The organism is Seohaeicola saemankumensis, assembly GCF_021021435.1.
In the GTDB taxonomy this organism is placed as follows: domain Bacteria; phylum Pseudomonadota; class Alphaproteobacteria; order Rhodobacterales; family Rhodobacteraceae; genus Seohaeicola.
Genome location: NZ_JAINWI010000014.1, coordinates 228,763 through 253,862, shown reverse-complemented (window position 1 = coordinate 253,862; position 25,100 = coordinate 228,763). Strand labels below are relative to the sequence as shown.

The window sequence follows — 25,100 nt, the reverse complement described above, 5'->3', positions numbered from 1 at the left end:
AACTCTCGGTATGAATGAGGGAGCTTCGGGGGGCAGGTCAATATCCAACCAGTTTCAGACAGTTACAGCCAGGGTGCTATGGGGCGCGACGCTAAGGACTTTCGCCTGTTTTCCACAGGTGAGGTACGCATCGGCGACCGTATCGTTGACCAAAACACCAAGAAGTATGAGGTCTACGGAGCTAAGCACCACACCTTCCGAGGTCGAACCCATTATGAGGCTTCACTTCGTGCCGTATGACCTTAGAGGTAAAGCTCAGCACGGCCAAAATTGACAAGCTGCTCAAACAGTTCCCTGAAGAAATGCGGGCGAGTCTGAACCTTTTTACTGACCGGGTAGGGTACAAGCTGGACCGTGAGAGTAAGCGCGAGGCTCCAGCCGTTAGTGGTAACCTGCGGCGCAATATCATTTACAACGCGAAGGAGCACATCGGCAGCTTCACATCCGGTAGCGCTGGCGAGCTGATATCCCATGCCAACTATTCAAAATACGTCCACGGCCAGCCGTTCTATCAGAACAAGATGCGCCGCAAAGAAACGCCTTTCATCACCAACGCCCTGAGCAATAGCCAGACGTTTATCAAGACCGAAGCCCGCGCCGCTGTGAACCGGGTGCTAAAATAACAGTATGAGCTACTTACCAGAGGACATTCGCACCAAGATTATCGACAGGATCACTGCTACTGCGACCACTCAGTCAGTGTTTTACCGCGCACCAAGCTCTGCCCTGAGTGCAGACTGGCCAGCCTTTATCCTGGAGTATGCAGATAATGACAATCAGTGGTCCGGTAGTGACAGTGACAAGAAGATTTTCATGTTTAATTTATACGTCGCCTATAGGTATGACCCGGCTGACGAGGCGAGCCGCGAGTTGGCTGAGAAGGCTATCTCAGATGCAGTTGGTGAGCTTTACCGCGTCACTTTTGAGAAACCCGATGCTCTGGCGCTGCCAAACGGCTGGGTGCGGGCCTCAAGCGTGTCCTGGGGCTATGGAGACGCCAACGACATCCCGCTGCGTATGGCCATGATGCAGGTCGCGGTGACGGTCCATCAGGACAGGTCATGATAGAATGTACTCATGAGAAAAAAGAACATCACATCACGAGCTGACGGGGTAACGAAGGATATGCAGCCTGAGGAGCAGGTTGAGCGTAACTTCCGCATTCCCTCACTGGGCGTGACGGTGCAGGCTCGCTCATATGAACAGGCATTATCAAAGGTAAAAAAGTCATTAAAAAAATAGCGTATGAATGTAGTTATCGGTGAACAGTATGTAACAGGAGTGGCCGTTGAAGGTACGCGCGGCACCTTTGCAGCCGCTCAGGACTTTGTCCGAGGGCGCGAGCCAGCGACCATTCAAACCGTCGTTGATAAAGTAGATATCCAGGAGACTGAGGGGTCTGGCCTTGCTACGAAGGGCCAGGTCACGACAATGAAGCGGGTACAGGGTGATGCGGCGGTCAATATGCGCTTCCGCACTTATGGCTACTGGCTCAAGTCGCTCTTTGGTGGCGTTTCATCAGCTGTCGAGGCCGGTGAAACTGTCGTATACCGCCACAGCTTCACAATCGACCCGACTATCCTGCAGCCGACCCTTTCCCTTTCACTGGCTCGCGGAACCTTTGGCCACAAGGCTATCAACGGTGCAGTAGTCAGCCAAATCACTGAAAACTATAGCCTTGATGATGTCGTCAACTCAACCATCAGCCTCATGGGCCGCACCGAGGTAGATAATGCTGACTTCACACCGGCCTTTGGTGATGATGACTACCTCGCCCCTCATCAGTACGTGACTATCAAAATCGCTGACGATGTGGCTGGCTTGGGAGCTGCCCCGTCTATCTGTGTGACCTCTATCACTAACGAGATGAACCGAAACACCCGCGAGAAGGGCTGCCTTTCATCTGAGACCGCTCAGGACTTCATCGCCCGCCTCATGAACCTCACTGGCTCATTCACCTGGGACAAGACAGCTGACACCTACAAGGACCTCTCTGAGAGTAATACTGAAAAAGCGTTACAGATCAGTATAGTGAATACCGGCGTCACCATCGGCGTGGCCTCAAATCCGACACTCATCTACACCTTTGACCGGGTAAACTTCACCACTGAGGAGGACCGCTCTATCGACGATGCAGTGACCGAAACCGTCAATTGGGTTGCTCACGGTGTCACTGCCTCACTGGTAAATGAGAAGGCTAACTACGACGCAGCTGCCTAGTATGGAAATCACCAAGGAAATCATCACACCACTGGGCGAGCACAAGGTAGTCATTAAGACTATGCTCACCGGGGCTGAGCGAGAGCGCGTTTCGAATGCCATCATGAAGTACGCGAAGACCGAGGACGGGAAGACCTTCACTGTCACAGACATGGAGAAGGTCGCACTGGCTGAAAAGCATGCCCTCCTAGAGGTCTCTGTCGTATCGGTCGATGGGGGAACCACTGACCTGCTCGGCGTCGTTCGAAAGATGTACGAGGCGGACTATGACTTTGTGTATAATGAAATCATAGAGACACAAAAAAAAATGAAGGTCTCGACCTCACCGGCATCATCGTAATTTGTGAGCACTTCGGGTGGGACTACTGGCAGTTTTACCGCCAGCCAGACTTTTTTATAAAGGCCGTCTCTAAATATCTAAAATCACATGAACCCCGAAGTAGTACTCAAAATAGACGCTCTCGATAATACCAAGGCCGCCTTTTCGAGTGTAAAAACCAGCCTCTCTGGCCTTGAAAAGAGCACCGCCTCCTTTCGTGACAAGGTGGAAAATCTGCAGCCAGCCTTCAAAAAGATGGCGGTAGCAGGCACAGCAACCGCAGCGGCGGTTGGCTTTGCTATTAAGGGCATGGTGACAGAGGGCCTGCAGTCAGCTCAGATCGCTGAGTCTTTTTCGCGCATGACCACTCAAATGGGCTACTCCGGCGACGAGCTGATTTCAAAGCTGCGAGAGGTATCTGCCGGGACCGTGGACACCACAAACCTGATGCTAGCCTCAAACAAGGCTATGGCTCTGGGGGTGGGGACCGACATCGAAACCATGACAACCCTCATGGAGATTGCGCGTGTAAAGGGGCGGGCGCTCGGTCTCGATACTACTCAGGCCTTTAATGACATCGTGACTGGTATCGGACGCGGGTCGCCTCTCATTCTCGACAACCTCGGTATCACTATCAAGCTGGGCGAGGCGCAGGAGCGCTATGCTGAAACCCTTGGCAAGACCACAGCTGAGCTGACAGACGCAGAGAAAAAAAATGCCCTCCTGAACGCGGTACTTGAGTCTGGTCGCGCCGAACTTGAGCAGGTGGGTGAGGTTACCATCACATCAGCGGAGCGAATGCAGCAGCTCTCTGCAGAGTTTTCAAATATGCGCTCCCCTATAGGGGAGGCATTTCTGCCGGTCCTGGAGCAGCTTGTGCAAGCTATTTCACCACTCCTGGAGCGGCTCAGTGCCTGGATTTCTCAAAATCCTGAGCTGGCGCGAAACATTCTGATCGGAACCGCCGCTGTTGCGGGACTTGTGGCAGCGGTGGGTGCTCTTGGTATTGCACTGCTCGCTATAAACCCGGTCAGCGTGATTATCATTGGCGCTATCACAGGTATCAGCCTGGCTGTTTATGCTATCCGCAACGCTATCGAGCAATTTGGTGCGCTATGGGGAGCAACTTGGGACCTCATCAAGGTGGCGGCATCGAACGCCTGGGAATGGATCCGCGACAAGGCTATCGGCCCAATGATAGAGGGCTTTGAGAAGGTGCTGCGCTTTATCTCCCGTATCCGTGACGGCATGGAGAGTATCGGGGCGAAGGTAGGCAGTAGCGTATCGAGCGCAGGCTCCTCTATTAGCCGCCTACTCGGCAGTGTGACCCCGTTTGCAAATGGCGGCATTGTCACCAAGCCGACACTTGGCCTGGTCGGTGAGGCAGGCCCCGAGGCTATCATTCCCCTATCAAAGGCTGGTGCGCTTGGTGGTGGTATTACAATCAACATCTCAGGCACATTCTTGGACGACAGGGCTGCAGCTCGCCGCATGGGCGATGAGATTATGAGCACCCTTAAGCAGCAAATGCGCCTATGATCGTAGTCACCCACAATGGCACGGATATCACTGACAAAATTGATACCGAGAGCTTTGCCATTACCGATGAGCGGAACAGTACGCGGGACACCCTGGACTTTGTGATCGAGAAGACGCCTGGTGGCTTTGCGCCTGAGCTTAACGCTGAAATCATTGTCACTAAGGATGGAACCCGCATCTTTGGCGGAACCATTCTGTCCTTTGAAACGTCGGTAGAGGGAGCTTCTACAGTGGTGTACTCGGTGGAGTGTGTTGACTTCACCCGGCAGCTGGATAGGCGGCTCGTGACAGAGCGCTTTATCAACCAAACCGGTAACGAAATCATCGCCTTCCTGCGTACCAACTACGCCTCAGACTTCACCATCACAAACGTCAATGCCGCCTTCACAGTTGCCCGCATCAGCTTCAACCGGCTGACTGTTTCGCAGTGCCTCGACAAGCTGGCCAAGCTCAATAACTTCAACTGGTACGTGGACTATAACAAGGACATCCACTTCTTTGCCCGGAACGCTGAGCCAGCGCCTTTTGATATCAGTGATACCAGCGACAACTTCATATTTAACTCGCTGAAAATCCGGTCTGATCTGTCACAGCTTCGAAATATCATTGAAGTACAGGGAGGTGAGGTCCCAATCGCTGCCCGTTCGACGCTTCATGCTGGTGACGGCGAGACAACTGAGTTTCCGACTAACTTCAAGTTTGCTGAAAAGCCTACTGTAACGGTAGACGGCGTCGCTCAGACAGTCGGGACTGAGTACCTCGATACCGGTAGCTTTGACTGCTACTGGAGCTTTAATGAAAAGTATGTGCGCTTCGATGACTTGGCGATACCTGCCGCCCCCGCGTCTGGGACCACAAACATCGTGCTGACTGGCCAGCCACTCGTTCCCTTGATTGCAGTGGTCCCTGATGAGGGTAGTATCGCTGAGTTTGGTGAGTTTGAGTTTTCTGTGACTGAGAATACGCTACGGTCGCAGGACCAGACTATCGCGCGTGGGTTGGCAGAGCTTGAGGCTTACGCGGAAAAAATCAACGAAGCGAGCTTTAAGACGTATACGCCAGGGCTGCGGTCCGGGCAGCTCATCACCATCAGCTCTACCTTGCATGGGGTGACGGCTGAATATGTCATTCAGAGCGTCAATTTTCGCCCATATCCGAACGGAAGTGAGCTAGACGGCATTTGGTCCGTAACGCTCGCTTCAACGGCCACCATGAGCCTCGTAGACGCTCTCAGGAAGCTCCTTGCCGTCGAGAAGCTAGAGGACGACGAGCTGAAGGTGCTGTTGGCGTTCTTTCGTTTTTCAGACCGTGCCTCAGTCACTGATGACGTCGATACTCCGGAGACCACAACGCCACCCTATGTCTGGGGGACAGCCGACTGGGGCTTTGCCAGGTGGCAATGATATACTGAGCCTGTATGCCAATAATTACAGGAGATCCAATTCTACCGGAAAACTTTAGAGGGATGATATTTCCGTATGCTGGGGCTGCAGCCCCTGCTGGCTTTTTGTTATGTGACGGGGCTGCTGTTTCAAGAACAACATACGCTGGGCTTTTCAGCCTGATAGGAACTGCGTATGGCGCAGGTGATGGTTCCACCACCTTCAATGTTCCAGACTTAAAGGGCCGTGTACCTGTCGGGTACGATGCAGCACAAACTGAGTTTGATGCTCTTGGTAAGGAGGGGGGAGAAAAAACCCACACCCTAACCACTGACGAGATACCTGCTCACAGCCACAATATCGGACTGGGGAACGATTCAAGCTCAAGTGGTTCCACACCAGAGGGACGACCCGCCTCTGCTCCTACTAACACTGCCTCGACAGCTCCAGCGGGAGGTGGGCTGGCTCACAACAACATCCAGCCATACACCACCGTAAACTTCATCATAAAAACATAATGAACGAGCTAGACACAATAAAAGCCGGTGGCCACTTTGAAATCATAAGTCTTGAAAAAGGCAAAGAGGTTTGGCGGTCCCCTGTTATTACAAACCGCATCCTCAACGCAGGGCTGGCTCAGATTATCCAGCACCACATCGGCAACGCTGCTAACGCTCTTGAGATTACCAGCCTCGAAATTGGCGACGGCGCTACTGCCGTCACTGCGGGTGACACAGCATTAGCTAACCTCGTCTTGGCTGATATCCCTGTCGCTCGAAACACTCCATCAGCTCTCAGTGTCGTTCTGGAATTTTTCATTGTTGACGCCGAGTTAGCTGACGGGACCTACCGCGAGCTGGGGCTACGAGCAGGGGCTACGCTATACACACGGGCGCTGTTCACTACCCCATACACAAAGGTCGCGGGGCGGGACACCATTATCCGGTACACGCTGAGCTATTCAGCCGTCTGATATACTTAGCGCATGGATTTTCAGACCCTTATTCAAGAAGCCTCAATCAGTATCGTTGCTGTCATTGCCCTTGTTTACGTCACGTACCTATTCATCAAAGAGCTACGCGAGCAGAGCAAGCAACACGCCGAAATGATTATCAACCGAACCATGCGCCACGAGGAGGCGATGTTGGAACGGGAGAAAGCCTTACGAGAACTAGAGCGGGAAGTGCGGATCACCCTCACTGACCACATCGTCCAATCGAACATCGCTTTGAATGAAAGTTCACGGGTGATCGCGCGGGCAGTAGACGCTCTCGATAAAAACTAGCCTATGCACAAAGTCATCATCGTCACAGCAGACGCGAGGACGCTTAAGTGGAAATCACTAGACGCTAAAAAGAGGGCCATAAAGAACACCCTCAACACCATGAAGAACGCCGACTTCACCGTCGATGTGGTGCATGAGACTTTCTTGCCAGAGGTGGCGAACGGACGCATCACCCACTCCTGGTTTAAGACCTTTGCAGAGCCATACTACCACCAGGGCTACGACTTCATCATCATCCACATGAAGGACACCCAGCGCAAAGCTTGGGGCATCAGTCCGACGTTGCGCGGCGCGAAGCTAAACGTCGCATCGACTGAGAAGATGATGGCGTACTTCTGGGCGGACGAGAACACGACCCGTGTACGCCTCAACCAGTTCATTCAGACCTGCTTGCATGAAATCAGCCACGCCTACTGTGACGGGGCAGATGTGCGGGATCTAACGCACGAGTACCACGTCGCCAATCCCGATATTAGGGGCATATTTGCCTCCTACGACATGGCAAAGTACCAGCCGGTACGCATGGGCCTAAAGAAGGATAAGACGCTTCTGGAGCGTATTCTGGGCCTCTGGCAGCAGGTTGCAGAGTATGATCGCATCCTTTCCAGCCGTTTGAGGCTGCAGCCGCTCGTGCAGCGCCAAGCTGACGTCATAGTCGAGACGATGGCCATGTTTGGACACCCGGTCCGTATCGTCGAGGGCTTCCGCTCCAACGAGCGCCAGGACGAGCTATATGCTCAAGGTCGGACCACTCCTGGCATTGTAGTAACCAATGCCAGAGGAGGTGAGAGCGCCCACAACTACGGAGTGGCCGTTGACTTCGTTTTTAGGAACGAGGGCTACGATGCCCCCGAAGAATTGTGGCAGACGCTTGGGTCGATTGGTGAAAGTGCTGGCTTCGAGTGGGGTGGGCGCTGGAAGACTTTCCCGGACAAGCCTCACTTCGAGATGCTGCTGGGGTACAGTCTCCAGGACTTCCAGGCTGGCAAGGTAGATTACTCAAAATATCAATAAACACGTATGAAATCAGAACTACGAAAGCGGCTAGAGAGCTTTGCTTGGCGGCTAAGCATGGCCACCTTGGTCTTTGCTACTGAATGGGTTGCTGCGAACGCTGGGCTGCTGGATCTGTCTCCAGCGGTGACAGGCATCCTGGCTTTGGTAGCTGGGGAAATCTCCAAGTATCTTAATCGTAAAGCGGTATAGTAAATAGGCGAGGGAAACCTCGCTGCTGAATATAGTTGGCTTGCAAATTGCTCCCCTAATACGGGAGCTTTTTGTTGACCTGTGGATAGTGCACTTGTGAAAAAGTGCACCTGTAGTACTCTATACAGAAGGTCGAGTTATTAGAGCCAAGTAATCAATTCAATTTATGCCGATACAATCGTTGACGCCATACAAGTTGACGAAGACGCAAAAGAAAGCGCTCGCCGAATACATGGAGGGGCGCAAAGGTATCCAAGAGACTGCAGCCGCACTCAACGTCTACCGGTCCCGCATCTACGTGATGCTTGCGACCATCGCCAGACACCAGTGCAGTACCGGTCGGATGGACGCCAAAGAGATCTTGAAGAATTATTAACCGATTAAGCCCAACTATATGGCAGACGCAAAGACCAAAGCAGCGCCGACAATTCATTCAAAGCTGCTTGAGTTTCAAAAGCTCAATATCTCTATCAAGAAGAGCAAAGAGAACCCACACTTTAAGAACAAATACGCTGACCTCTCCGAGATAATCAGCAAGGTGCGACCGGCACTCAACCAAGTTGGTATCGTCCTCATTCAATTACCTGGTGAAGCTGGCCTGACAACCATACTCCAGGACGCTGAGGGAGACACCTGTGTTACCGGCTTCCTTCCATACATCGGAGCCACTGACGCGCAAAAGCTAGGCTCAAATCTTACCTACCTTCGTCGCTACTCACTGGTAACCTTGCTAGGGTTGGAGGACGACGATGATGATGGGACTAAGGCTGTTGAGAAGACCGCGACAGCGGCACCAGCTAAGAAAGCTGCACCAGACCTGACACTTGATCAGGCTTGCAGAAAGCTCAAGGCATCAATCAGCGTTGAAGACCTCACTGCAACCTTCAAGTCGTTCCCTATTGAATTGAGAAAAGACGAGGAAGTGATCGCGATGGCGAAGGAGGTGAAGGAGGAGATTATCAACGCTCAAGAAATATAAGCATATGAATTTGAACAAAGTAATGATCGCTGGTCGACTGACCCGCGATCCGGAACTGAAGGCGCTGCCGAGCGGCAAGAACATCTGCAACTTCTCTTTGGCTACAAGCAGCACGTACAAAGACCGTGATGGTAAGACCATCGAGACAACCGAGTACCACAGCATTGTAGTGTTTGGACCGTCTGCAGAGAACAGCGCTAAGTACTTATTGAAAGGACAGTTAGCACTCGTAGAGGGGCGCTTGCAAACCCGGTCCTGGGAGAAAGACGGTGTGAAGCATTATCGGACTGAGGTGCTTGGAGACAAGGTCCTGTTCGGCCCAAAACCAGCTTCTGACGGCCCTGCAGCAGTTACTGTGCCGGAGTATCCTGAAGAAGAAATTAACCCGGAAGATATTCCTTTTTAGCCTATGACTTACCAATACACCGTAACGGTCGAGCGAACAGTTGACCGCGTCAGCAATGAGCTAGTCGCCCGCAACGTCACCGCCGACCAAGCCATCGACCTACTTCTGCACATCCAGCGGAACTTCTCAGATAGCGAGAAAGAAGATGCCGTGGAGGAGGAGCAGGAAGAACCCGAACAGGTTCCAAAGGATGAGCCCACAGCACCCCCGAAGAAGGCCAAAGCAACTAAGAAGGCAAGCAAACCACTCAGCTATGACAAGGACGCCATCGTTGCTGACCTAAGGGCCAACATGCCGGTGGCTGAGATTGCCGCCAAGCACAAGGTGACTAAGTAGACTGTCTACAACGTCAAGCATCGGTTCCTCTCAGAGGATGAAGACAGCGAACCGGAAGCCGTAAAGCTACCAGAAGGGTTTGGTGGCGAGACAGCCTACGCCAAGCGTCAACGCGAACGAGCGCAGCAAGAGCCAGAGGAGACGGACATCGAGCAAGAGATCCGAATGATGGTCGCGCAGGGGCTATCTGTCTCGGAACTTGAGATGATGTTTCCATCGGTCGAACTCACGAAGATTAACAGCATTTACCGGGAACTCCGGCCAATCAGCTAGCCTATGAACCTATTAAACATCAAAGGCCCACGCCGCCGAAAGGCAGCTCAGCCACACAGCCACCGAGCGACTATCGCGGCCTTAGTGCTAGTGACACTGGTGTTCCTGCTCATCTCACGCTCATGAGCCGAAAGCCACTATGCGCCTTCTGTGGCAGAAAATGCCACGACATTCACAGTCTAGAGGCGAGGCAGTACTGCTCAGAGAGATGCGGGCAGCTGCATCAGGAGTACGTTGCGAAGTATAAGGTGAAGCAATTAAACGATAAAAATTAATCTATGAATTTCATTAAATCAGTAGTGAAGGGTGTTCTAATCACAATCGCAGTGATCTTTGTCCTCGTTATCCTTGGCTCATTTGCCATGCCGACCGAGGAGCAGATCGATCAGGGGCTGACGGAAATTAAGACCGATGTCGCCGCCGACTTCGAGCGCCAGTACCAGAGCGCCAGCCTCCACGGCACCATGGTCGATAGATGCGTCCGGGCAGGGCTAGTGGCCGAGGGCTACCTGCAGGCCGGAGACGAGGCCAAGTATGCACAGTGGAAGCGGGTCGAGGATGTGGATTGCCAGGCTGCGGGCGTAATGCGGTAGGGGTATGGAAAACCAAACAGAACTCGTACACGTCAACTTTTATGCTGACACGTTTAGGAGTGGTTTCATTGAAATAAGCAAAAGTACAGCATCTGCACTGCGTGGAGCACACGACGTTGGATCGGACGGACCAAGAAGGGGCCAGTTTTACTGGGATGCAGTAAAACGCGTAGAGGCGGAGCTTAGTAGTATGTTGGGAATGAGATATGAACCAAAATATCCCGCTGCAGTGCGTTATGAAAGCGTCGGATCGCATAAATCAGGGGCGCGTTTGATCGATATTAAAAAAGCCCGCCGATTAAAAGTAAAGTGCATGTGCACATAAAAAAACTCGTCTTAAACTTTTAGCCTATGAAAACCACCCTTCAGCAACGCCTGGTCCAGTACTTCGAGAAGAACCCAAACCGCCAGCTCGCCAAAGGTGACATCTGCCGTCGAGCCGAAGACGCAATGGGAGTGACCGGGGAAAGTGTCGGACGCCGCCTACGTGTCCTGCATGAAGTATCAGAGTGGCCCAGCACCCTGTCAGACACACCGGAGCACACAAAGGCCAGGGAGCTGCTGGGTGGGGCCAAGATCCGACGAGAACTCAAGGATGGGCATTGCTTTTATACTTACGAGCCGCCAGCCAGTAAGCGGGTACGCCGGGTGAAGATCGTAGATGGCAAGGCGGTGGAGTATTGGGAGGAGATTAGTAGTGAGGTAAAAAGCTAGCCTATGGAAATGACTATGGAGGAGTATTACACACCTCCCGCCGATCATGTGTTTGAGGAAATTAAAGCTGCCGCAATTGAGATTTGGACCGGTTATGACGACACACACGGCTATGCAAGCAGTAAAATCCGGATAGTTTAAAGCTGTCAAAACATTAGAGATAACGCTTGGTATATCGTAGCTATGTTTGATCTCATCAATCAAGAGCGCCTTCTGGAAAAAGTAAGTCCGGAAACTGCCGAACTAATCCGGCGTGCTAGGGGACGGTAAACCTCTGGGGACAGCTTGAAACAAATCCGCTTCGCTGTAGTACTATTAGTACTGACGAGCCTTATCCGCTCGTCCTCATATCTGCTCTACGTTGTTACACACACAAGCTGCCGCCGCACGCGGTGGCTTGTTGTATTATGTGTACAGATGATCATTCAAAAAGGAGGCACCGATGGCGAAAGTGATCTGTGCCTATTGCTTGAGAATTTACAAACTCAAGGGGCCAGGAGTGGCGAACCGCCACAATCAGCAACCGTGCTGCTGCATGAAGTGCCACATGGCGCTGCAGATGTTTGAAGAAACCTTCAACAACCAAAACATTTCAGACGGGACAACTCAGACCGATCTGAAGCTCTGGCTTGAAGACCAGGACTAAACCCCAACCAAACAACGGAGGAACTAAAATGTCTTGCAGATGCGAGTGGTGTCACTGTGTCCGGTCGCCACGCCGGATCATGTTCATCAGCGGTCACTACTTTTGCAGCGGTGGCCACTACCGACTTTTTTTCGGGATCAAGTGAGGGTGCCATGAAGCGCTCACGTGACCAGAAAGTCATCAAACGTAAACCCGTCAGGAAGTAGAGAGGTGGTGATCCAATCGAGACAGGTGGCGAGACGACCACCGACCAAAACCTAGAGCCGTACTTTGTGCGGTTCTTTTCTTTCCTGGTACGTTGAGGTTTCAGTTTGAGGACTTGAAATATTGTCGTTAAGTGTCAGAAAATACTTGCATATCACGTAATGCTAGGCAAATGCTTCAGGTGAACGGCACACCACTTGGAGTGGTGTCGCTCATAGCGACATAACCTTCTCAAATAGGAGATTTCCATGAGATTTTTCTTTGCCACCGCAATGGTGGCTTTGTTGTATGGAGCAGTAGCAAGTGCTCAAAGCCAATCTGATCACCTTGAAAACCTAACAGCTGTCATGGCTGGTGAGCAAATCTGTGGCTTCACAGTCAACCAACAAATTCTGGAAATCGCTGTGGTTTCCTTGTTTGGCGATCCAGCGAGTGTATCGCCTGGTGGTAAGCATTGGCCAGAAATACAAAAGAACATATCGCGAGTGCAGGGACTGACTGCTACATCAAGCGGACGACGCAGCTTTTGCAACACCACGAAAGCAAATCTCTCAGCTTTCTTTAACTGACACTTGGCTTTAGAGGCAAAACGCTGCGCATCCTCGCTCACTTAAGGTGGTAGACTGTAGTGAGCGCTGACTGCCGTGGAGACTGCCTGGTTTGGTGGTGTGCAGTTAGTCAGGTGGAACAGAAAGCTGCTAGCTACCCGGCAGCTTTTTGTATTGTCCGGGGTGATATGATTAGGGGGTGAAGTACACTGTCCCGATCCCTGAGAAGGTATCCCTGAACAAGATCTATGCCGGGGTGCATTTTTCGCAGCGGTCCGCCCATAAGGCCAACTACCAGATGGCCGTTAGAGCCGCAAAACCGCGTCCTGAGCCGTTTCCAGGCCCGTACCCCGTTCACATCCACTATCACTTTAGATTGGCCGGTTCTCGGCTCGATATGAGTAACCACGCCTACATGCTCAAGATGGTGGAGGACGGCCTTGTTCACTGTGGCGTTTTGCCAGGGGATGAGCCAAAGTACGTAGGCAGCTATAGCGTGTCTGGGGAGAAGATAGACAAGGCTGGTGCGAACGAGGTTGAGGTTACACTTCATCCAAGCCAGTCATAAAACTTTTGGAAGAGCTCTGCGATCTCGTCCTCTGCAACTTTCCCCCCAATTTTCATCACACCATCAGCGCCAGCTTCGAGACGTTTGACTATCCATGCTTTTGCTCGTTTTCCGAACGGTTCCATATCACCAGCAGGCTTTTCCGCTTCTGCAAGTGCAGTAAGTTCTTGGGCTTCTTTAGTCGTCAGACCGGCAGCTATCAGTCCTTGCTTCAAGCTTTCACTGTCACCCTGAAGAACTTTCAATGCAATTTGAGCACCCGCACCAGTGTTCGAGACATTACTCACGTTACCGTAGATGGTGGTGTTAGTGATGTTCGTAACAGCGGCTTGGTTAACTGTCCCAACTACAGTGGTTCCTACTTCAACAGCGGCGGCCTCTGGTACCTTGGATTCAAGCTCTAGTACTAGGTCCAAGAGCCTTGCTCGGACAACTGCTACAACTTGTACAAACGCTCCTGCGCTGAAGAATCCCTCCAAGTGCGTGCAGCCAAAACCTTTGAAAATCTTGTCACCAATCAGAGCCATAAGATTACCGGTCCCAATGGAATAGCGACCGCTCCCGTCCCCTTCTGCGTTCTTTTCAACGTAGCTGTCAATGACCGCAATCGGCTCGCGAAGACTGTACCTCAGCCACTGCTCCCCGGCGTGCTGCTTGACAATCACACCAGGAACGGGAGACCCATTCGTAACCATTATGCCGTTAGTGAAGTTGCCCTGATATGTGATGCCCGCCACGCGATATTCAGGCACCGGCACCTCGTCCGGGTATCCTTCAGTTTCGTGTTTCACCCAATCCGCAAGGGTGTGGTTACCTAGCTTGGCAGCAAGGAACTTGATCTTCAGAAGAATAGGGCCGAGCGGAACTTTGTCGTCGAGGAGCGACGCTTGGATTTCATGCAACAGAGCCATCTACACCTCCGAAAGTGGTTGCAAAGTACGTGTGGCTCCTGTTGTCCACAAGCATTTTGCACAAAAATCAAAGGTAGTGTAATATTTTGATATGCAACCACTAGTCACATGCGGTGAGTTCGTAACTGGAGCAATCCATGTTACTATTTCCCTGTTAGTGGTTGCACACAACCGTACAAAGCTCATGGCCTCAACCGCCTTGGGCTTTTTGCGTATTTGATGGTTGGTTCATGGGGGAGCACTACTGTCTAGTGTTAGACCAGTGAAAGGTGCGGCATTCGTAGCTATAAACGACACTGCCTATATCTGACTAGCTTCCCCACGAGCCAATCATCACAGTACATTCACATCACCACGTCGCGGGCTCTTGCGCCTGGACGAAAAATATAGATGGTTGGTTCACTGGGAAGTTATGCAGTCGGATATCGAGTGTGTACAGCTCGCCGACATGACAGGTTTAGAACGACGCAAGATGGCCTCTGTGTTGTCAGTCTGAAACTACCTCAGGAAGCCGGTAAGGAAATAAGCGGAATACCTTACAATATGTGACTTGATGCGAGGGGTGAGGGTGCCTGCTACCTCGCACTTCCCAGCGAGCCAATCATCAAAGCAACAAAGTTGGTGTGTTGATGTGTGGGAATAACTGTAAAATCTGCACCCAGTTAACCTCACTGGGTATGTCGCTCCTTACGGACCGAGTAATCCAAAAAGGCTAGGAGTGTAGCAATCTCTGCAGTGACCCACACACCGGCACATCAACTCGCATCGGCTCCAAATCCCTGGGCGCTAGGAATAGCGTCTCTCGATATGGAGCTGATGAGTGGATAGATGTTTGTAAGTTGAGACCGCATAAAACGTGTCGCCGTCGATTTAATTAATCTTAGGCTTCATTGAGAACGGAAAAGGTAGGCGAGGTGGCTCTTGTACTACTACTTACACTCTGAGCTCCACTCTGGTGATGAACATAGACGAACCCTGGTAGAGCTTTGTTTCGAGAGGGGGAAGGTGTATTAAATTAAACAACGCACATGAAAAATATCTCATTCAACCACATTGACCTCCAGCCCGCCTCAGATGCTTTTCAAGCTACCCCTCGCACCCAGCGAGAAGACCTAATCGAGCAGATTGTTGCTCAGTGCATCTTAAGGCCCGGAGAAGATCGCCAACTAGCTCGCGCCCTTGCTGTCACTGCCAACACCGGGAAGTGGACAGCTATGGATCTACACGCGCTGCTGCGAAAAAAAGGGGACCCAACCATTAGAAACTACACTGCTTTTGTGTGGTGGAGCTGTAAGGTGCGAAACAGCAATCAATAGAGTGGGTGGAAGTTTCCATCATATGCTATGTTTTCTTATCGTGCTTCATTTTTCTATCATTGCTTTTTGCTTTGATCTTCTCAATTATTTGTTTCTCAAGTGCTCCACCTTCCAATGAGCGAGAGACGAATTCCACGTCGTATGTTTCAAAGACTGTCGCAATTTCGCCTGTTGAGGTGCGCCCATTTTCCAATGTATACGAAGAATAATCATCATTTAAGTTCATGAATGATAGCTTCGTTCCTTCTCGCGTTCGGTATTCACTGAATTTGCGTATTGTACCATCGGCAGTGCATCCGATGTAGTACCCTGTATATTCTTCGTTCTGGGACATGAAATTTCTCCAACGCAGTAGGTAAGAACGACCACCCCCCGGAGGGTGCCTTTCTTTGCCCGTTCGCCAGCAGCTTAAGCAAGCTCTTTCGAAGTGACCCCGAAAATCCGGTCCAAATCCGTGCCAAAAAATGTGAGGGGAATCTGCTAAGTATTGGAGCGGGTGAAGGGAATCGAACCCTCGTATTCAGCTTGGGAAGCTGCTGCTCTACCATTGAGCTACACCCGCATGCGGCAGACAGGTAAGTCAGGCCAACCGACCCGTCAAGCCCTTCTGCGCCGGCGTCGGCCGCCATCGTCGCCCGTGCCGCCCTCGCCGCGTGTGTTGAAGCTGTTATCGGGCAGGGTCATGATCTTGCCCAGTTCGGGGAAAGGGTCAGTCTTGTGCGGGATCGCGTTTGCGGCCACGAAATGTTCCTGAAATTTCGGCTCGATCGCGGTCTCGATCTTGGTAATCTGGCCCACGACTGTTTCGATTTCGGCACGGCTGGCGATGTTGCACAGGGCGATACGCGCGCCAGTGCCTGCGGCATTGCCTGCGCTGAACACCTTGTCCAGCGGTACATCGGGGATCATGCCCAGCACCATCGCGTGTTTGGGGCTGATATGAGCGCCGAAAGCCCCTGCCAGCACCACGCGGTCCACCTTGTCGACGCCCATCTCGTCCATCAGCAGGCGCGCACCGGCATAAAGCGCCGATTTCGCCAGTTGGATCGCGCGAATATCGCCCTGCGTCACGCTGATCAGAGGACCGCCTGTCGCGGTGGCGTCATGGATCACATAGGCATGGGTGCGCCCCTCCAACACGCAACGCGCCGTGCCGGTCTGTTCGGCCGATCCGATCAGTCCCGAGCCATCCAGAAGCCCCGCCATTCGCATCTCGGCCACAGCCTCGATAATGCCGGACCCGCAGATGCCGGTGATACCGGATGCGGCGGCGGCCTCGTCAAAGCCTGCCTCGTCGGACCACAGCTCGGTGCCGATGATGCGGAAGCGCGGTTCCTTGGTGACGGGGTCGATCTCGACCCGTTCGATGGCACCGGGGGCGGCGCGCTGGCCCGCGCTGATCTGCGCGCCCTCGAATGCGGGGCCGGTGGGCGAGGAACAGGCCAGCACGCGGGTGGTGTTGCCCAGAAGGATCTCGGCATTGGTGCCCACATCCACGACCAGCACAAGATCCTTGGACTTGCCCGGTTCCTCGGACAAAGCCACAGCAGCGGCATCGGCACCGACATGGCCTGCGATGCAAGGCAGAAGATAGACCTGCGCGCGGTTGTTCAACGTATCAAAGCCCAGATCCGAGGCCCGCAGCGCAAGTGAGGACGAGGTGGCCAGTGCGAAGGGGGCCTGACCCAGTTCCACCGGATCAATGCCCAGCAACAGGTGGTGCATGACCGGATTGCACACGATCACGGCCTCGAAAATGCTGGCGGGATCAATACCCGCATCGGTGCTGAGGTTCTGCGCCAGCGCGTTGATCGAGGTGCGGACCACGCGGGTCATATCCTTGTCGCCGCCCGGATTCATCATCGCATAGGAGACACGGCTCATCAGATCCTCGCCAAAGCGGATTTGCGGGTTCATCACACCGGAGGAGCACAGCACCTTGCCTGTCACCAGATCGCACAGATGCGCGGCGATGGTGGTCGATCCCAGATCAATGGCCAATCCGTAAAGCCCGTCTTCGTAAAGGCCGGGCCAGATATCCAGCAGGCGGGCAGGGGCGGCATGGTGGTCGCGGTACAGCGCCACGGTGACCTGCCAGTTGCCCTTGCGCAGGACCGGTTGCAGCTTGGTCAGCACCGACAGGTCGGCCTTGATGTCCTCGATCTGCCATTGCGCGCGCAGCGCGCGCGCCAGCCGTTCCAGATCGCCTGTCGGCTCGTGCATGTCGGGTTGGTCGACCTCGACGAAATAAAGCCGCGTTGCGGGGTCCATGATGATCGCGCGGGCGGTGGCGGCCTTGCGGACCACCTGCTTATGGACCTGACTTTCGGGGGGCACGTCGATCACGATATCGCCCTGCACGGTGGCCTGACAGCCCAGACGCCGCCCGTCGATCAGACCGCGCTTGTCCTTGTAGCGCTGCTCGACGCTGTTCCAGTCGGACAGGGCTGTGGATTCCGACACAACACCGAATTTCGAGAACTCGCCATAAGACGGCGTGATCTGGCATTTCGAACAGATCCCCCGCCCGCCACAGACGCTGTCGAGATCCACACCCAGTTGCCGCGCCGCAGTCAGGATTGGCGTTCCGATGGCAAAGCGGCCCCGCTTGCCCGAGGGGGTAAAGACCACAAGCGGATCTTGCGCGGCTGACTGGCGAGGCTCTTGGATGGTGCTGCTCATCTGGATGGGTCTTCCTTTGGGTCCATGCCGTCTAAGCATATGCTGCGCGGCGAAAAGGGAAAGGCGTGATGCGGCAAAATGACGGTGTGCGGCGTCATTTCCCCCGCCCTGCGCGTATGGCAGGGGTTGGAGCCTCCGGCGGGGATATTTGGCGCAAGAAGAAGCGCCGGTGCGATGGATTGTTCGGTCATTTGGGGTTTCCCCTGACCGGCAGACATGCAATAGGGAAGCGCCAAACGATCCCTGCATGGAGATGCCCGATGGAGATTCGTGAGGCCCTGACCTTCGATGATGTTCTGCTTGTTCCCGCCGCGTCCTCGGTTCTGCCGTCGACTGCCGATACGCGGACGCGCGTGACGAGATCCATCGCCTTGAATATCCCCTTGCTGAGTTCGGCCATGGATACCGTGACCGAGGCGCGCATGGCCATTGCCATGGCACAGGCGGGCGGCATGGGTGTCGTCCATCGCAACCTGACCGTGGAAGAACAGGCCACCGAAGTGCGCCGCGTCAAACGGTTCGAGAGCGGGATCGTCTACAATCCGATCACCCTGTCACCCGACCAGACGCTGGCTGATGCAAAGGCTCTGGCGGCCCAGTACAAGGTGACGGGTTTTCCGGTGGTGAACGAGAAAGGTCTGGTCGTGGGGATCGTGACCAACCGCGACATGCGGTTTGCCACATCCGATGACACGCCGGTCAAGGTGATGATGACCAGCGACAATCTGGCGATGCTGACCGAACCGGCCGAGTTGGAAGAAGCGAAAAGCCTGATGAAGGCACGGCGGATCGAGAAGCTGCTGGTCACCGATGGCAAGGGCCGTCTGACCGGGTTGCTGACGCTGAAGGATACCGAAACCGCCGTGTTGAACCCGACCGCCTGCAAGGACCAGTTGGGCCGCTTGCGGGTGGCTGCGGCCTCGACCGTGGGGGATGCCGGGTTCGAGCGTAGCATGGCGCTGATCGACGCGGGCGTGGATATGGTGGTAATCGACACCGCGCATGGCCATTCCGAAGGTGTCGCCATCGCGGTCGAACGGATCAAGAAAGTGTCCAACGAGGTGCAGGTGGTGGCCGGCAATATCGCCACTGCCGAGGCCACGCGCGCCCTGATCGGGGCCGGTGCGGATGCGGTCAAGGTGGGGATCGGGCCGGGTTCGATCTGTACCACGCGGATGGTGGCAGGCGTGGGCGTGCCGCAGATGACTGCCATCATGGATTGCGCGCGTGCAGCCGGTGACGTGCCGGTGATCGCGGATGGCGGCATCAAGTTCTCGGGCGATTTCGCCAAGGCGATCGCGGCGGGGGCCTCCTGCGCGATGGTCGGCAGCATGATTGCGGGCACGGACGAATCCCCCGGTGAGGTGATCCTCTATCAGGGGCGGTCCTTCAAATCCTACCGCGGGATGGGCAGCCTTGGTGCCATGGCGCGCGGCTCGGCGGATCGCTATTTCCAGAAGGACGCGGCCAGCGACAAGCTGGTGCCCGAAGGGATCGAGGGGCAGGTGCCTTATAAAGGATCAGCCTCGGCCGTGGTCCACCAGTTGGTCGGCGGCTTGCGCGCGGCGATGGGCTATACCGGCTGCGCCACGGTGGAAGAGATGCGGAACAACTGCACATTTGTCAGGATCACCGGCGCGGGCCTGAAGGAAAGCCACGTGCATGACGTGCAGATCACGCGCGAAAGCCCGAACTACCGTGTGGGATGATAGACGGGATCGCGCTGTTCCAGACGCCCGAAGCTGAGATATTCTGCCTCACGGATGGCGGTGCTCTGCTTGACGGCGTGCCCGTTTTTTTAAAGGCCCGCGTGAAGCTGCATCCTGCAGAGCACGCCCATTGGCTGGAGCGGGACGCGCCTGCAGCGCGCGTGATCGCCGCCTATGCCGACCGTATCCAAGTGGCAAGCGACGGGCAGGGCGTGGCACCCTTGGCGACTGTCTGGGCCTTGCCTGGCCACACACCCGGCCATATCGGGCTGCGTATCGGCGCGGGACCAGTGATTGTGGGCGACATCTTTCATTCGGCCGCATTGCAATTGCCCGATTCCGAAGTGGCCACGATCTATGACGTGGACGCAGATGTGGCGAGGCGGACCCGCCTGCTGGCATTGTCAGACATTGCGGCAAAGAACCTTGTTTTCAGCCGCGGGCATTCCGTCGCACCGCAGTCTTTCGCCCGACTGCGAGCCGATGGCACCGGATATCGCGCGGTTCAGGTCTAGATGGCGGCACCTCAAGCCTTCGGGCGATTGCACTTTCAGTTACGCCGATCACCGGCAGGCCGGTTGGGTCGGTTGGGTCGGTTGAAACACCTTCCCGTTTTCACACCATCATATTGCGCGGGTCGGCGATCATTTGGCAGTACTGGGTCATGAAGCGTGCGGCGTCGGCGCCGTTGATGACGCGGTGGTCATAGGACAGGTCCAGCGGCACCATCGGCACGGGGCGGGGGGTGTCGCCGTCCCAGACAGTCGCGGTCTGGGTGCGGGTGATGCCAAGGATCGCCACTTCGGGCGGATTGACGATCGGGCTGAAGGCGGTGCCGCCGATGCCGCCCAGATTGGTGATTGTCATGGATGCGCCACCCATCTCGTCGGGTTTGATCTTGCGCGCCTGTGCGCGGGCGGCCAGATCCTCGATCTCCGCAGCGATCTGCCACAGACCTTTGTGATCAACATTGCGGATCACGGGCACCATCAACCCGTGCGGGGTATCGACCGCGATCCCGATATGGACGTAATCCTTCAGGATCAGCCGCTGTGCGTCCGACGACAGCGAAGCATTGAAACGCGGATGCCGGCGCAGGCAGCGCGCCAGTGCGGCGACATGGAAGGCCAGCGCGGTCAGTTTGACCCCGCGGGCCTGTGCCTCGGCCTTGAGGCCCTGCCGGAACGCGTCCAGTGCCGATACATCCGCGCTGTCGTGATGGGTGACAGCAGGGATCAGCGCCTGCGCCGCAGCCATATTGCGCGCGGCCACTTGGGCAAATCGGCTCATCGGTTCTTCGGATACGGCACCGAATGCGGCGTGATCCACGTCCCAGAACGCGGTGTCGCCTGAAGAGGCGCTTGGCGTTCTGTCCAGATCCTCAGGGGCGATGGTCGTGCGGCCAAGACGCTTGGCCAGCGCGTCGATATCGACATCCTTTTCCCGTGCAAGGCGGCGGGTCGAGGGACTTGCGATGATGTCGGTCATGTCTGTCCCCTTTACCAACTGGCCGAGATATATTGCGTTTCCATGAATTCGAGCATGCCCTCATGCCCGCCCTCACGGCCAAGGCCGGATTGCTTGGTGCCACCGAAGGGGGCGGCCGGATCGCTGACCAAGCCACGGTTCAGGCCGACCATGCCGTAATCCAGACGCTCGCAGACTTGCAGCGCACGTTTGAAATCGCCCGAGAAGACATAGGCGACCAGCCCGTATTCTGTGGCATTGGCGCGCCTGATGGCATCCTCCTGATCGGTGAAGGTCTGGATCGCGGCGACGGGGCCGAAAATCTCGTCATGCACGCAATCGGCATCTTCGGAGACGTTGGACAACACCGTGGGCGGATAGAAATAGCCCGTGCCCTCCGGTGTGGTGCCACCGCATTCGACACGCGCGCCTTTGGCCACGGCATCGGCCACGAAGGCCGCCACCTTGTCGCGGGTATCGGCATTGACCAAGGGGCCCACATCGACGGATGGATCGGTGCCATCGCCCACCTTGAGCGCGGCCATGCGCGCGGTCAGGCGCTTGGTGAACGCGGCGGCGATGCTTTCATGCACATAGATGCGGTTGGCAGCCGTGCAGGCCTCGCCCAGGTTCCGCATCTTGGCCAGCATCGTGCCTTCGATGGCGGTGTCCATATCGGCATCCTCGAACACCAGAACGGGGGCGTTGCCGCCCAGTTCCATGGCCGGTTTCAGCACCTGATCTGCGGCGGATTTCAGAAGCTTGCGCCCCACGCCTGTCGAGCCGGTAAAGCTGACGACACGCACGCGCGGATCATGCAGCATGTGATCGACCAGCGCGCCTGTGTTGCGCGAGGGCAGGACATTGACCAGTCCGGGCGGCACACCGGCCTCTTCCAGCAGGGGCATCAGGGCCAGCATGGTCAGCGGCGTTTCCGATGCGGGCTTGATGATCACGCCGCAGCCTGCCGCCAATGCGGGTGCGATCTTGCGGGTGCCCATCGCGGCGGGATAGTTCCAGGGTGTCACCAGCACGGCCAGACCGGCGGGCTTGTGCTGCACCATGATCCGCGCACCCGAGGCGGGGGCATGGGTGATCATCCCGTCGGCGCGCACGGCCTCTTCGGCGAACCAGCGGAAGAACTCGGCGGCATAGGTCGCCTCGCCCTTCGCATCCGTGCCGGCCTTGCCGTTCTCCAGCGTGATCAGATGGGCAAAATAGTCCAGCCTTTCGGTCATCAACTCCCATGCGCGGCGCAACACCTCGGACCGGTGGCGCGGTGTTTGGGCGGCCCAGTCCTTCATCGCGGCCTCGGCGGCATCCAGTGCTGCATCCGCATCGGCGATTTCGGCCGAGGCGACCGAGGCGATGACCTCCTCGGTGGCGGGATTGATGACGTCGAAGCGCTGGGGCGTCTTGTGCCATGCGCCGTTGATATAGAGATCGGTGAAGTCCATGTCGGTCCCCTATGGATCAGAGCAGGTGGCGGAGCGGTTGCTCCATCCGGCCTGCGAATGCGGAAAGAAGGGTGATGGCGTCGGGTGCTGCGATCTGGTCGGCGCTGCATTCCAGCGTGATCCCCAGACCTGCGGCGGCTGGCACCAGTGTCAGAACCGGCCTGTCCTCCGCCCCCATCACGACCGAGCGCAGCGCCGTGCCGCGCAGATCGCGCAAGATCAGATCGGGGCTGTCCTCGGTCCGGATGATGGCCGACAGCGCCCTGCCTGCGGGCACGGCAAAGCGGCGCGTATGTCCGTGACGCGTGATCTCGACCACGGCAGGCGCGTCAAGGCTTGCACCGGCCAGACCGGACAACAGGGCATCGGCATCCGTCAGACCATGCACCGCTGCGGCCCATGCCGCGAATGCGGCAAAGCCGTCCGTGGCAATCTCGGCGGTCAGCCGGATGGAGGCCGCGCCCGCATTGGCCGCGGCACCGGCGGGTGTTTTAACGGGCAGGGCGGCCAGCGTGTCGAGATCGGACATGTGGAAGGGCTGCGCATAGCCTTCCGTGACCAGCCGTTGCAGATCCAGTCCGCGTTCCATCGCCACCCTGCGCGCCTTGGGCGAGGCGAGGATACGGTCGCCAGTGGTTGGCACCGGTGGGGGGGCAACGGGACGCTCTTTCGCCCGTTCGGGCGGCATCGCTGCGGGTGTTTCGGCGGGCTGCACCGTTTCCGGTGGCGTGGCCTTGGCGCTGCGGGCGACCGGAGCATCAGGCTTGTCCTTGCTGATGATCGCCACCGGCGCGCCGACCGGCACCTCGTCGCCTTCCTCCGCCAGTGTTGCGGCAAGATAACCGTCATGGCCTGCCGGAACCTCCATCGTGCTTTTGTCGGTTTCGACCTCGAACAGCACATCATCGGCTGAGACCGCATCGCCAAGCGCCTTCTGCCAACTGACCAGCAGGCCGGTATCCTGCGCCATCCCAAGCTGCGGCATGGTGACGGATGTTCCTTCGGGCAGGTCTTGCCCCGCATCAGCAGCCTTGCCGGACGGTGCTGTTGCAGCCTTGGGTTGCGACGCAGGTGCCGGCGCATCATCCTCGGCACTGTCCGAGATCCGCGCAATCACGGCCCCCACCGGCACATCCTCGCCCTCGGCGGCGGTGATGCCGGTCAGGTAGCCGTCGGCCTGCGCTTCCACCTCCATCGTGGCCTTGTCGGTCTCGACTTCAAACAGCGCATCGCCCTTGGCCACGGGATCGCCCGCCGCCTTGAGCCAGGCCACGATCTTGCCCGCATCCTGTGCCATGCCAAGCTGGGGCATTGTCACGTCATGGGGTCCATCATTCCGCGGCATGGATCATCTCCCCCGCGCAAAGGCGGCGTGCATTGGCCGCGACACCTTCGGGTGTGGGCACGGTGATATCTTCAAGCGCGGGCGAGAAGGGGATCGGCACATCCATCGCGCCCATCCGCAGGACCGGCGCATCCAGATGGTAGAAGGCTTTCTCGTTCAGGCGGCTCGCGATCTCGGCGGTGATGCCATAGCTTTGATGCCCCTCGTCGATGACGATGGCGCGGCTGGTCTTGCGCACACTTTTGAGCAGCGTCGCCTCGTCCAGCGGCACGATGGTGCGCGGGTCGATCACCTCGGCGCTGATCCCCTCGGCTGCCAGCAGTTCGGCGGCTTTCTCGGCGACCTGCACCATCGAGGATGTGGCGATCAGCGTGATATCCTTGCCCTCGCGCTTGATATTGGCCACGCCGAAGGGGATCAGATATTCCTCCTCCGGCACGGGGGCCTTGTCCTGATACATCAGCTTGTCTTCGAAGATCACGACCGGGTTATTGTCGCGGATCGCGGTTTTCATCAGGCCCTTGGCCTCATAGGCCGAAGACGGCATGGCAACCTTCAGCCCCGGAATATGCGCGACCAACGCCTGCAAGGACTGCGAGTGCTGTGCGGCGGAACGGCGGGTGGCACCCATATTGGTCCGGAGCACAAGCGGCACATTCAGTTTGCCGCCGGACATGTAATGGATCTTGGCTGCCTGATTGCACAGCTGATCCATGATCAGGAAGATGAAGTCGCCGAACATCAGATCGACGATAGGCCGCGCGCCGGTCATGGCGGCGCCGACCGCCAGACCCATGAAGCCGGGTTCCGAGATGGGCGTGTCGATGACGCGCTCGGTGCCGAATTCCTCGACCAGACCGGACAACACCTTGAAAGGCGTTCCCGCCTCGGCCACATCCTCGCCCAGCAGGAAGACCGTCGGGTCGCGGCGCATTTCCTCGGCGATGGCCTCGTTTACGGCTTGGGACAGGGTGATCTCTCTCATGAACTTCTCT

General features: G+C 56.1%; 27 protein-coding genes and 1 tRNA gene. 20 read left to right on the top strand and 8 right to left on the bottom strand.

The window, feature by feature from the left end; translation table 11 throughout:
* The first annotated feature begins 236 nt into the window (after positions 1-236).
* The 18 genes from K7H22_RS13650 to K7H22_RS13570 all read left to right on the top strand — a co-directional run bounded on the left by K7H22_RS13650 (position 237) and on the right by K7H22_RS13570 (position 12,671).
* Positions 237-623 (top strand): hypothetical protein, encoded by a 387-nt coding sequence (locus K7H22_RS13650; protein ID WP_230801411.1) that lies wholly within the window; start codon positions 237-239, stop codon positions 621-623.
* 4 nt (positions 624-627) lie between these two features.
* The gene (locus tag K7H22_RS13645) at positions 628-1,065 is read left to right on the top strand and encodes a HEPN domain-containing protein (RefSeq protein ID WP_230801410.1); all 438 of its coding nucleotides are present in this window, start codon (positions 628-630) and stop codon (positions 1,063-1,065) included.
* A gap of 12 nt (positions 1,066-1,077) precedes the next feature.
* Positions 1,078-1,242 (top strand): hypothetical protein, encoded by a 165-nt coding sequence (locus K7H22_RS13640; RefSeq protein ID WP_230801409.1) that lies wholly within the window; start codon positions 1,078-1,080, stop codon positions 1,240-1,242.
* Between the two features lie 3 nt (positions 1,243-1,245).
* Complete coding sequence (locus K7H22_RS13635; protein WP_230801408.1) at positions 1,246-2,220, top strand: phage tail tube protein; 975 nt, start codon at positions 1,246-1,248, stop codon at positions 2,218-2,220.
* 1 nt (position 2,221) lies between these two features.
* Positions 2,222-2,560: a hypothetical protein gene (locus K7H22_RS13630; RefSeq protein ID WP_230801407.1), complete on the top strand. Its 339-nt coding sequence runs from the start codon at positions 2,222-2,224 to the stop codon at positions 2,558-2,560.
* An 87-nt stretch (positions 2,561-2,647) separates the two neighbouring features.
* The gene (locus K7H22_RS20180; RefSeq protein ID WP_330165853.1) at positions 2,648-4,078 is read left to right on the top strand and encodes a hypothetical protein; all 1,431 of its coding nucleotides are present in this window, start codon (positions 2,648-2,650) and stop codon (positions 4,076-4,078) included.
* A complete protein-coding gene (locus tag K7H22_RS13620; protein WP_230801406.1) occupies positions 4,075-5,481 on the top strand; it encodes a hypothetical protein in 1,407 nt (468 codons plus the stop codon). The genes K7H22_RS20180 and K7H22_RS13620 overlap by 4 nt, the downstream gene beginning before the upstream one ends.
* Positions 5,482-5,495: 14 nt before the next feature.
* Positions 5,496-5,978 carry a phage tail protein gene (locus K7H22_RS20250; protein WP_419248185.1) on the top strand — a complete coding sequence of 161 codons (483 nt, stop codon included), beginning with the start codon at positions 5,496-5,498 and terminating at the stop codon, positions 5,976-5,978.
* On the top strand, positions 5,978-6,433 hold the full coding sequence (locus tag K7H22_RS13615; protein WP_230801405.1) for a hypothetical protein: 456 nt from the start codon (positions 5,978-5,980) through the stop codon (positions 6,431-6,433). Before K7H22_RS20250 ends, K7H22_RS13615 begins: the two co-directional genes overlap by 1 nt.
* Positions 6,434-6,445: 12 nt before the next feature.
* Positions 6,446-6,745: a hypothetical protein gene (locus K7H22_RS13610; RefSeq protein WP_230801404.1), complete on the top strand. Its 300-nt coding sequence runs from the start codon at positions 6,446-6,448 to the stop codon at positions 6,743-6,745.
* A gap of 3 nt (positions 6,746-6,748) precedes the next feature.
* Positions 6,749-7,759 (top strand): M15 family metallopeptidase, encoded by a 1,011-nt coding sequence (locus K7H22_RS13605; protein ID WP_230801403.1) that lies wholly within the window; start codon positions 6,749-6,751, stop codon positions 7,757-7,759.
* Positions 7,760-8,345: 586 nt separating this feature from the next.
* A complete protein-coding gene (locus K7H22_RS13600; RefSeq protein ID WP_230801402.1) occupies positions 8,346-8,930 on the top strand; it encodes an ERF family protein in 585 nt (194 codons plus the stop codon).
* Positions 8,931-8,934: 4 nt separating this feature from the next.
* Complete coding sequence (locus K7H22_RS13595; protein ID WP_230801401.1) at positions 8,935-9,336, top strand: single-stranded DNA-binding protein; 402 nt, start codon at positions 8,935-8,937, stop codon at positions 9,334-9,336.
* Positions 9,337-9,339: 3 nt separating this feature from the next.
* Positions 9,340-9,672: a hypothetical protein gene (locus K7H22_RS13590; protein WP_230801400.1), complete on the top strand. Its 333-nt coding sequence runs from the start codon at positions 9,340-9,342 to the stop codon at positions 9,670-9,672.
* A 551-nt stretch (positions 9,673-10,223) separates the two neighbouring features.
* Entirely contained in the window at positions 10,224-10,538 is a 315-nt protein-coding gene (locus K7H22_RS13585) for a hypothetical protein (protein WP_230801399.1), read from the top strand.
* 351 nt (positions 10,539-10,889) lie between these two features.
* On the top strand, positions 10,890-11,252 hold the full coding sequence (locus K7H22_RS13580) for a hypothetical protein (RefSeq protein ID WP_230801398.1): 363 nt from the start codon (positions 10,890-10,892) through the stop codon (positions 11,250-11,252).
* Between the two features lie 442 nt (positions 11,253-11,694).
* On the top strand, positions 11,695-11,898 hold the full coding sequence (locus tag K7H22_RS13575) for a hypothetical protein (RefSeq protein ID WP_230801397.1): 204 nt from the start codon (positions 11,695-11,697) through the stop codon (positions 11,896-11,898).
* A gap of 452 nt (positions 11,899-12,350) precedes the next feature.
* Positions 12,351-12,671: a hypothetical protein gene (locus K7H22_RS13570; RefSeq protein ID WP_230801396.1), complete on the top strand. Its 321-nt coding sequence runs from the start codon at positions 12,351-12,353 to the stop codon at positions 12,669-12,671.
* Between the two features lie 528 nt (positions 12,672-13,199).
* Here the strand turns inward: K7H22_RS13570 and K7H22_RS13565 are convergent.
* The 4 genes from K7H22_RS13565 to K7H22_RS13550 form a co-directional block, all read right to left on the bottom strand.
* A complete protein-coding gene (locus K7H22_RS13565; protein ID WP_230801395.1) occupies positions 13,200-14,129 on the bottom strand; it encodes a hypothetical protein in 930 nt (309 codons plus the stop codon).
* A gap of 1,341 nt (positions 14,130-15,470) precedes the next feature.
* Entirely contained in the window at positions 15,471-15,779 is a 309-nt protein-coding gene (locus tag K7H22_RS13560) for a hypothetical protein (protein ID WP_230801394.1), read from the bottom strand.
* A 154-nt stretch (positions 15,780-15,933) separates the two neighbouring features.
* A tRNA-Gly gene (locus K7H22_RS13555) sits at positions 15,934-16,007 on the bottom strand.
* 35 nt (positions 16,008-16,042) lie between these two features.
* Complete coding sequence (locus K7H22_RS13550; protein ID WP_230801393.1) at positions 16,043-18,127, bottom strand: ASKHA domain-containing protein; 2,085 nt, start codon at positions 18,125-18,127, stop codon at positions 16,043-16,045.
* A 260-nt stretch (positions 18,128-18,387) separates the two neighbouring features.
* On the opposite strand from K7H22_RS13550, the gene guaB reads away from it, so the two are divergent.
* A complete protein-coding gene (gene guaB / locus K7H22_RS13545) occupies positions 18,388-19,836 on the top strand; it encodes an IMP dehydrogenase (RefSeq protein ID WP_230801392.1) in 1,449 nt (482 codons plus the stop codon).
* A complete protein-coding gene (locus K7H22_RS13540; RefSeq protein ID WP_230801391.1) occupies positions 19,833-20,351 on the top strand; it encodes a hypothetical protein in 519 nt (172 codons plus the stop codon). The genes guaB and K7H22_RS13540 overlap by 4 nt, the downstream gene beginning before the upstream one ends.
* Before the next feature lie 100 nt (positions 20,352-20,451).
* Here the strand turns inward: K7H22_RS13540 and K7H22_RS13535 are convergent, their stop codons facing one another.
* The 4 genes from K7H22_RS13535 to K7H22_RS13520 are packed head-to-tail and all read right to left on the bottom strand — an operon-like array spanning position 20,452 to position 25,090.
* On the bottom strand, positions 20,452-21,324 hold the full coding sequence (locus K7H22_RS13535; protein WP_230801390.1) for a 2-oxo acid dehydrogenase subunit E2: 873 nt from the start codon (positions 21,322-21,324) through the stop codon (positions 20,452-20,454).
* Positions 21,325-21,335: 11 nt separating this feature from the next.
* The gene (locus K7H22_RS13530; RefSeq protein ID WP_230801389.1) at positions 21,336-22,760 is read right to left on the bottom strand and encodes an NAD-dependent succinate-semialdehyde dehydrogenase; all 1,425 of its coding nucleotides are present in this window, start codon (positions 22,758-22,760) and stop codon (positions 21,336-21,338) included.
* A 16-nt stretch (positions 22,761-22,776) separates the two neighbouring features.
* On the bottom strand, positions 22,777-24,105 hold the full coding sequence (locus tag K7H22_RS13525) for a biotin/lipoyl-containing protein (protein WP_230801388.1): 1,329 nt from the start codon (positions 24,103-24,105) through the stop codon (positions 22,777-22,779).
* Positions 24,092-25,090, bottom strand: coding sequence for an alpha-ketoacid dehydrogenase subunit beta (locus tag K7H22_RS13520; protein WP_230801387.1), 999 nt, complete (start codon positions 25,088-25,090; stop codon positions 24,092-24,094). Before K7H22_RS13520 ends, K7H22_RS13525 begins: the two co-directional genes overlap by 14 nt.
* Positions 25,091-25,100: the final 10 nt, after the last annotated feature.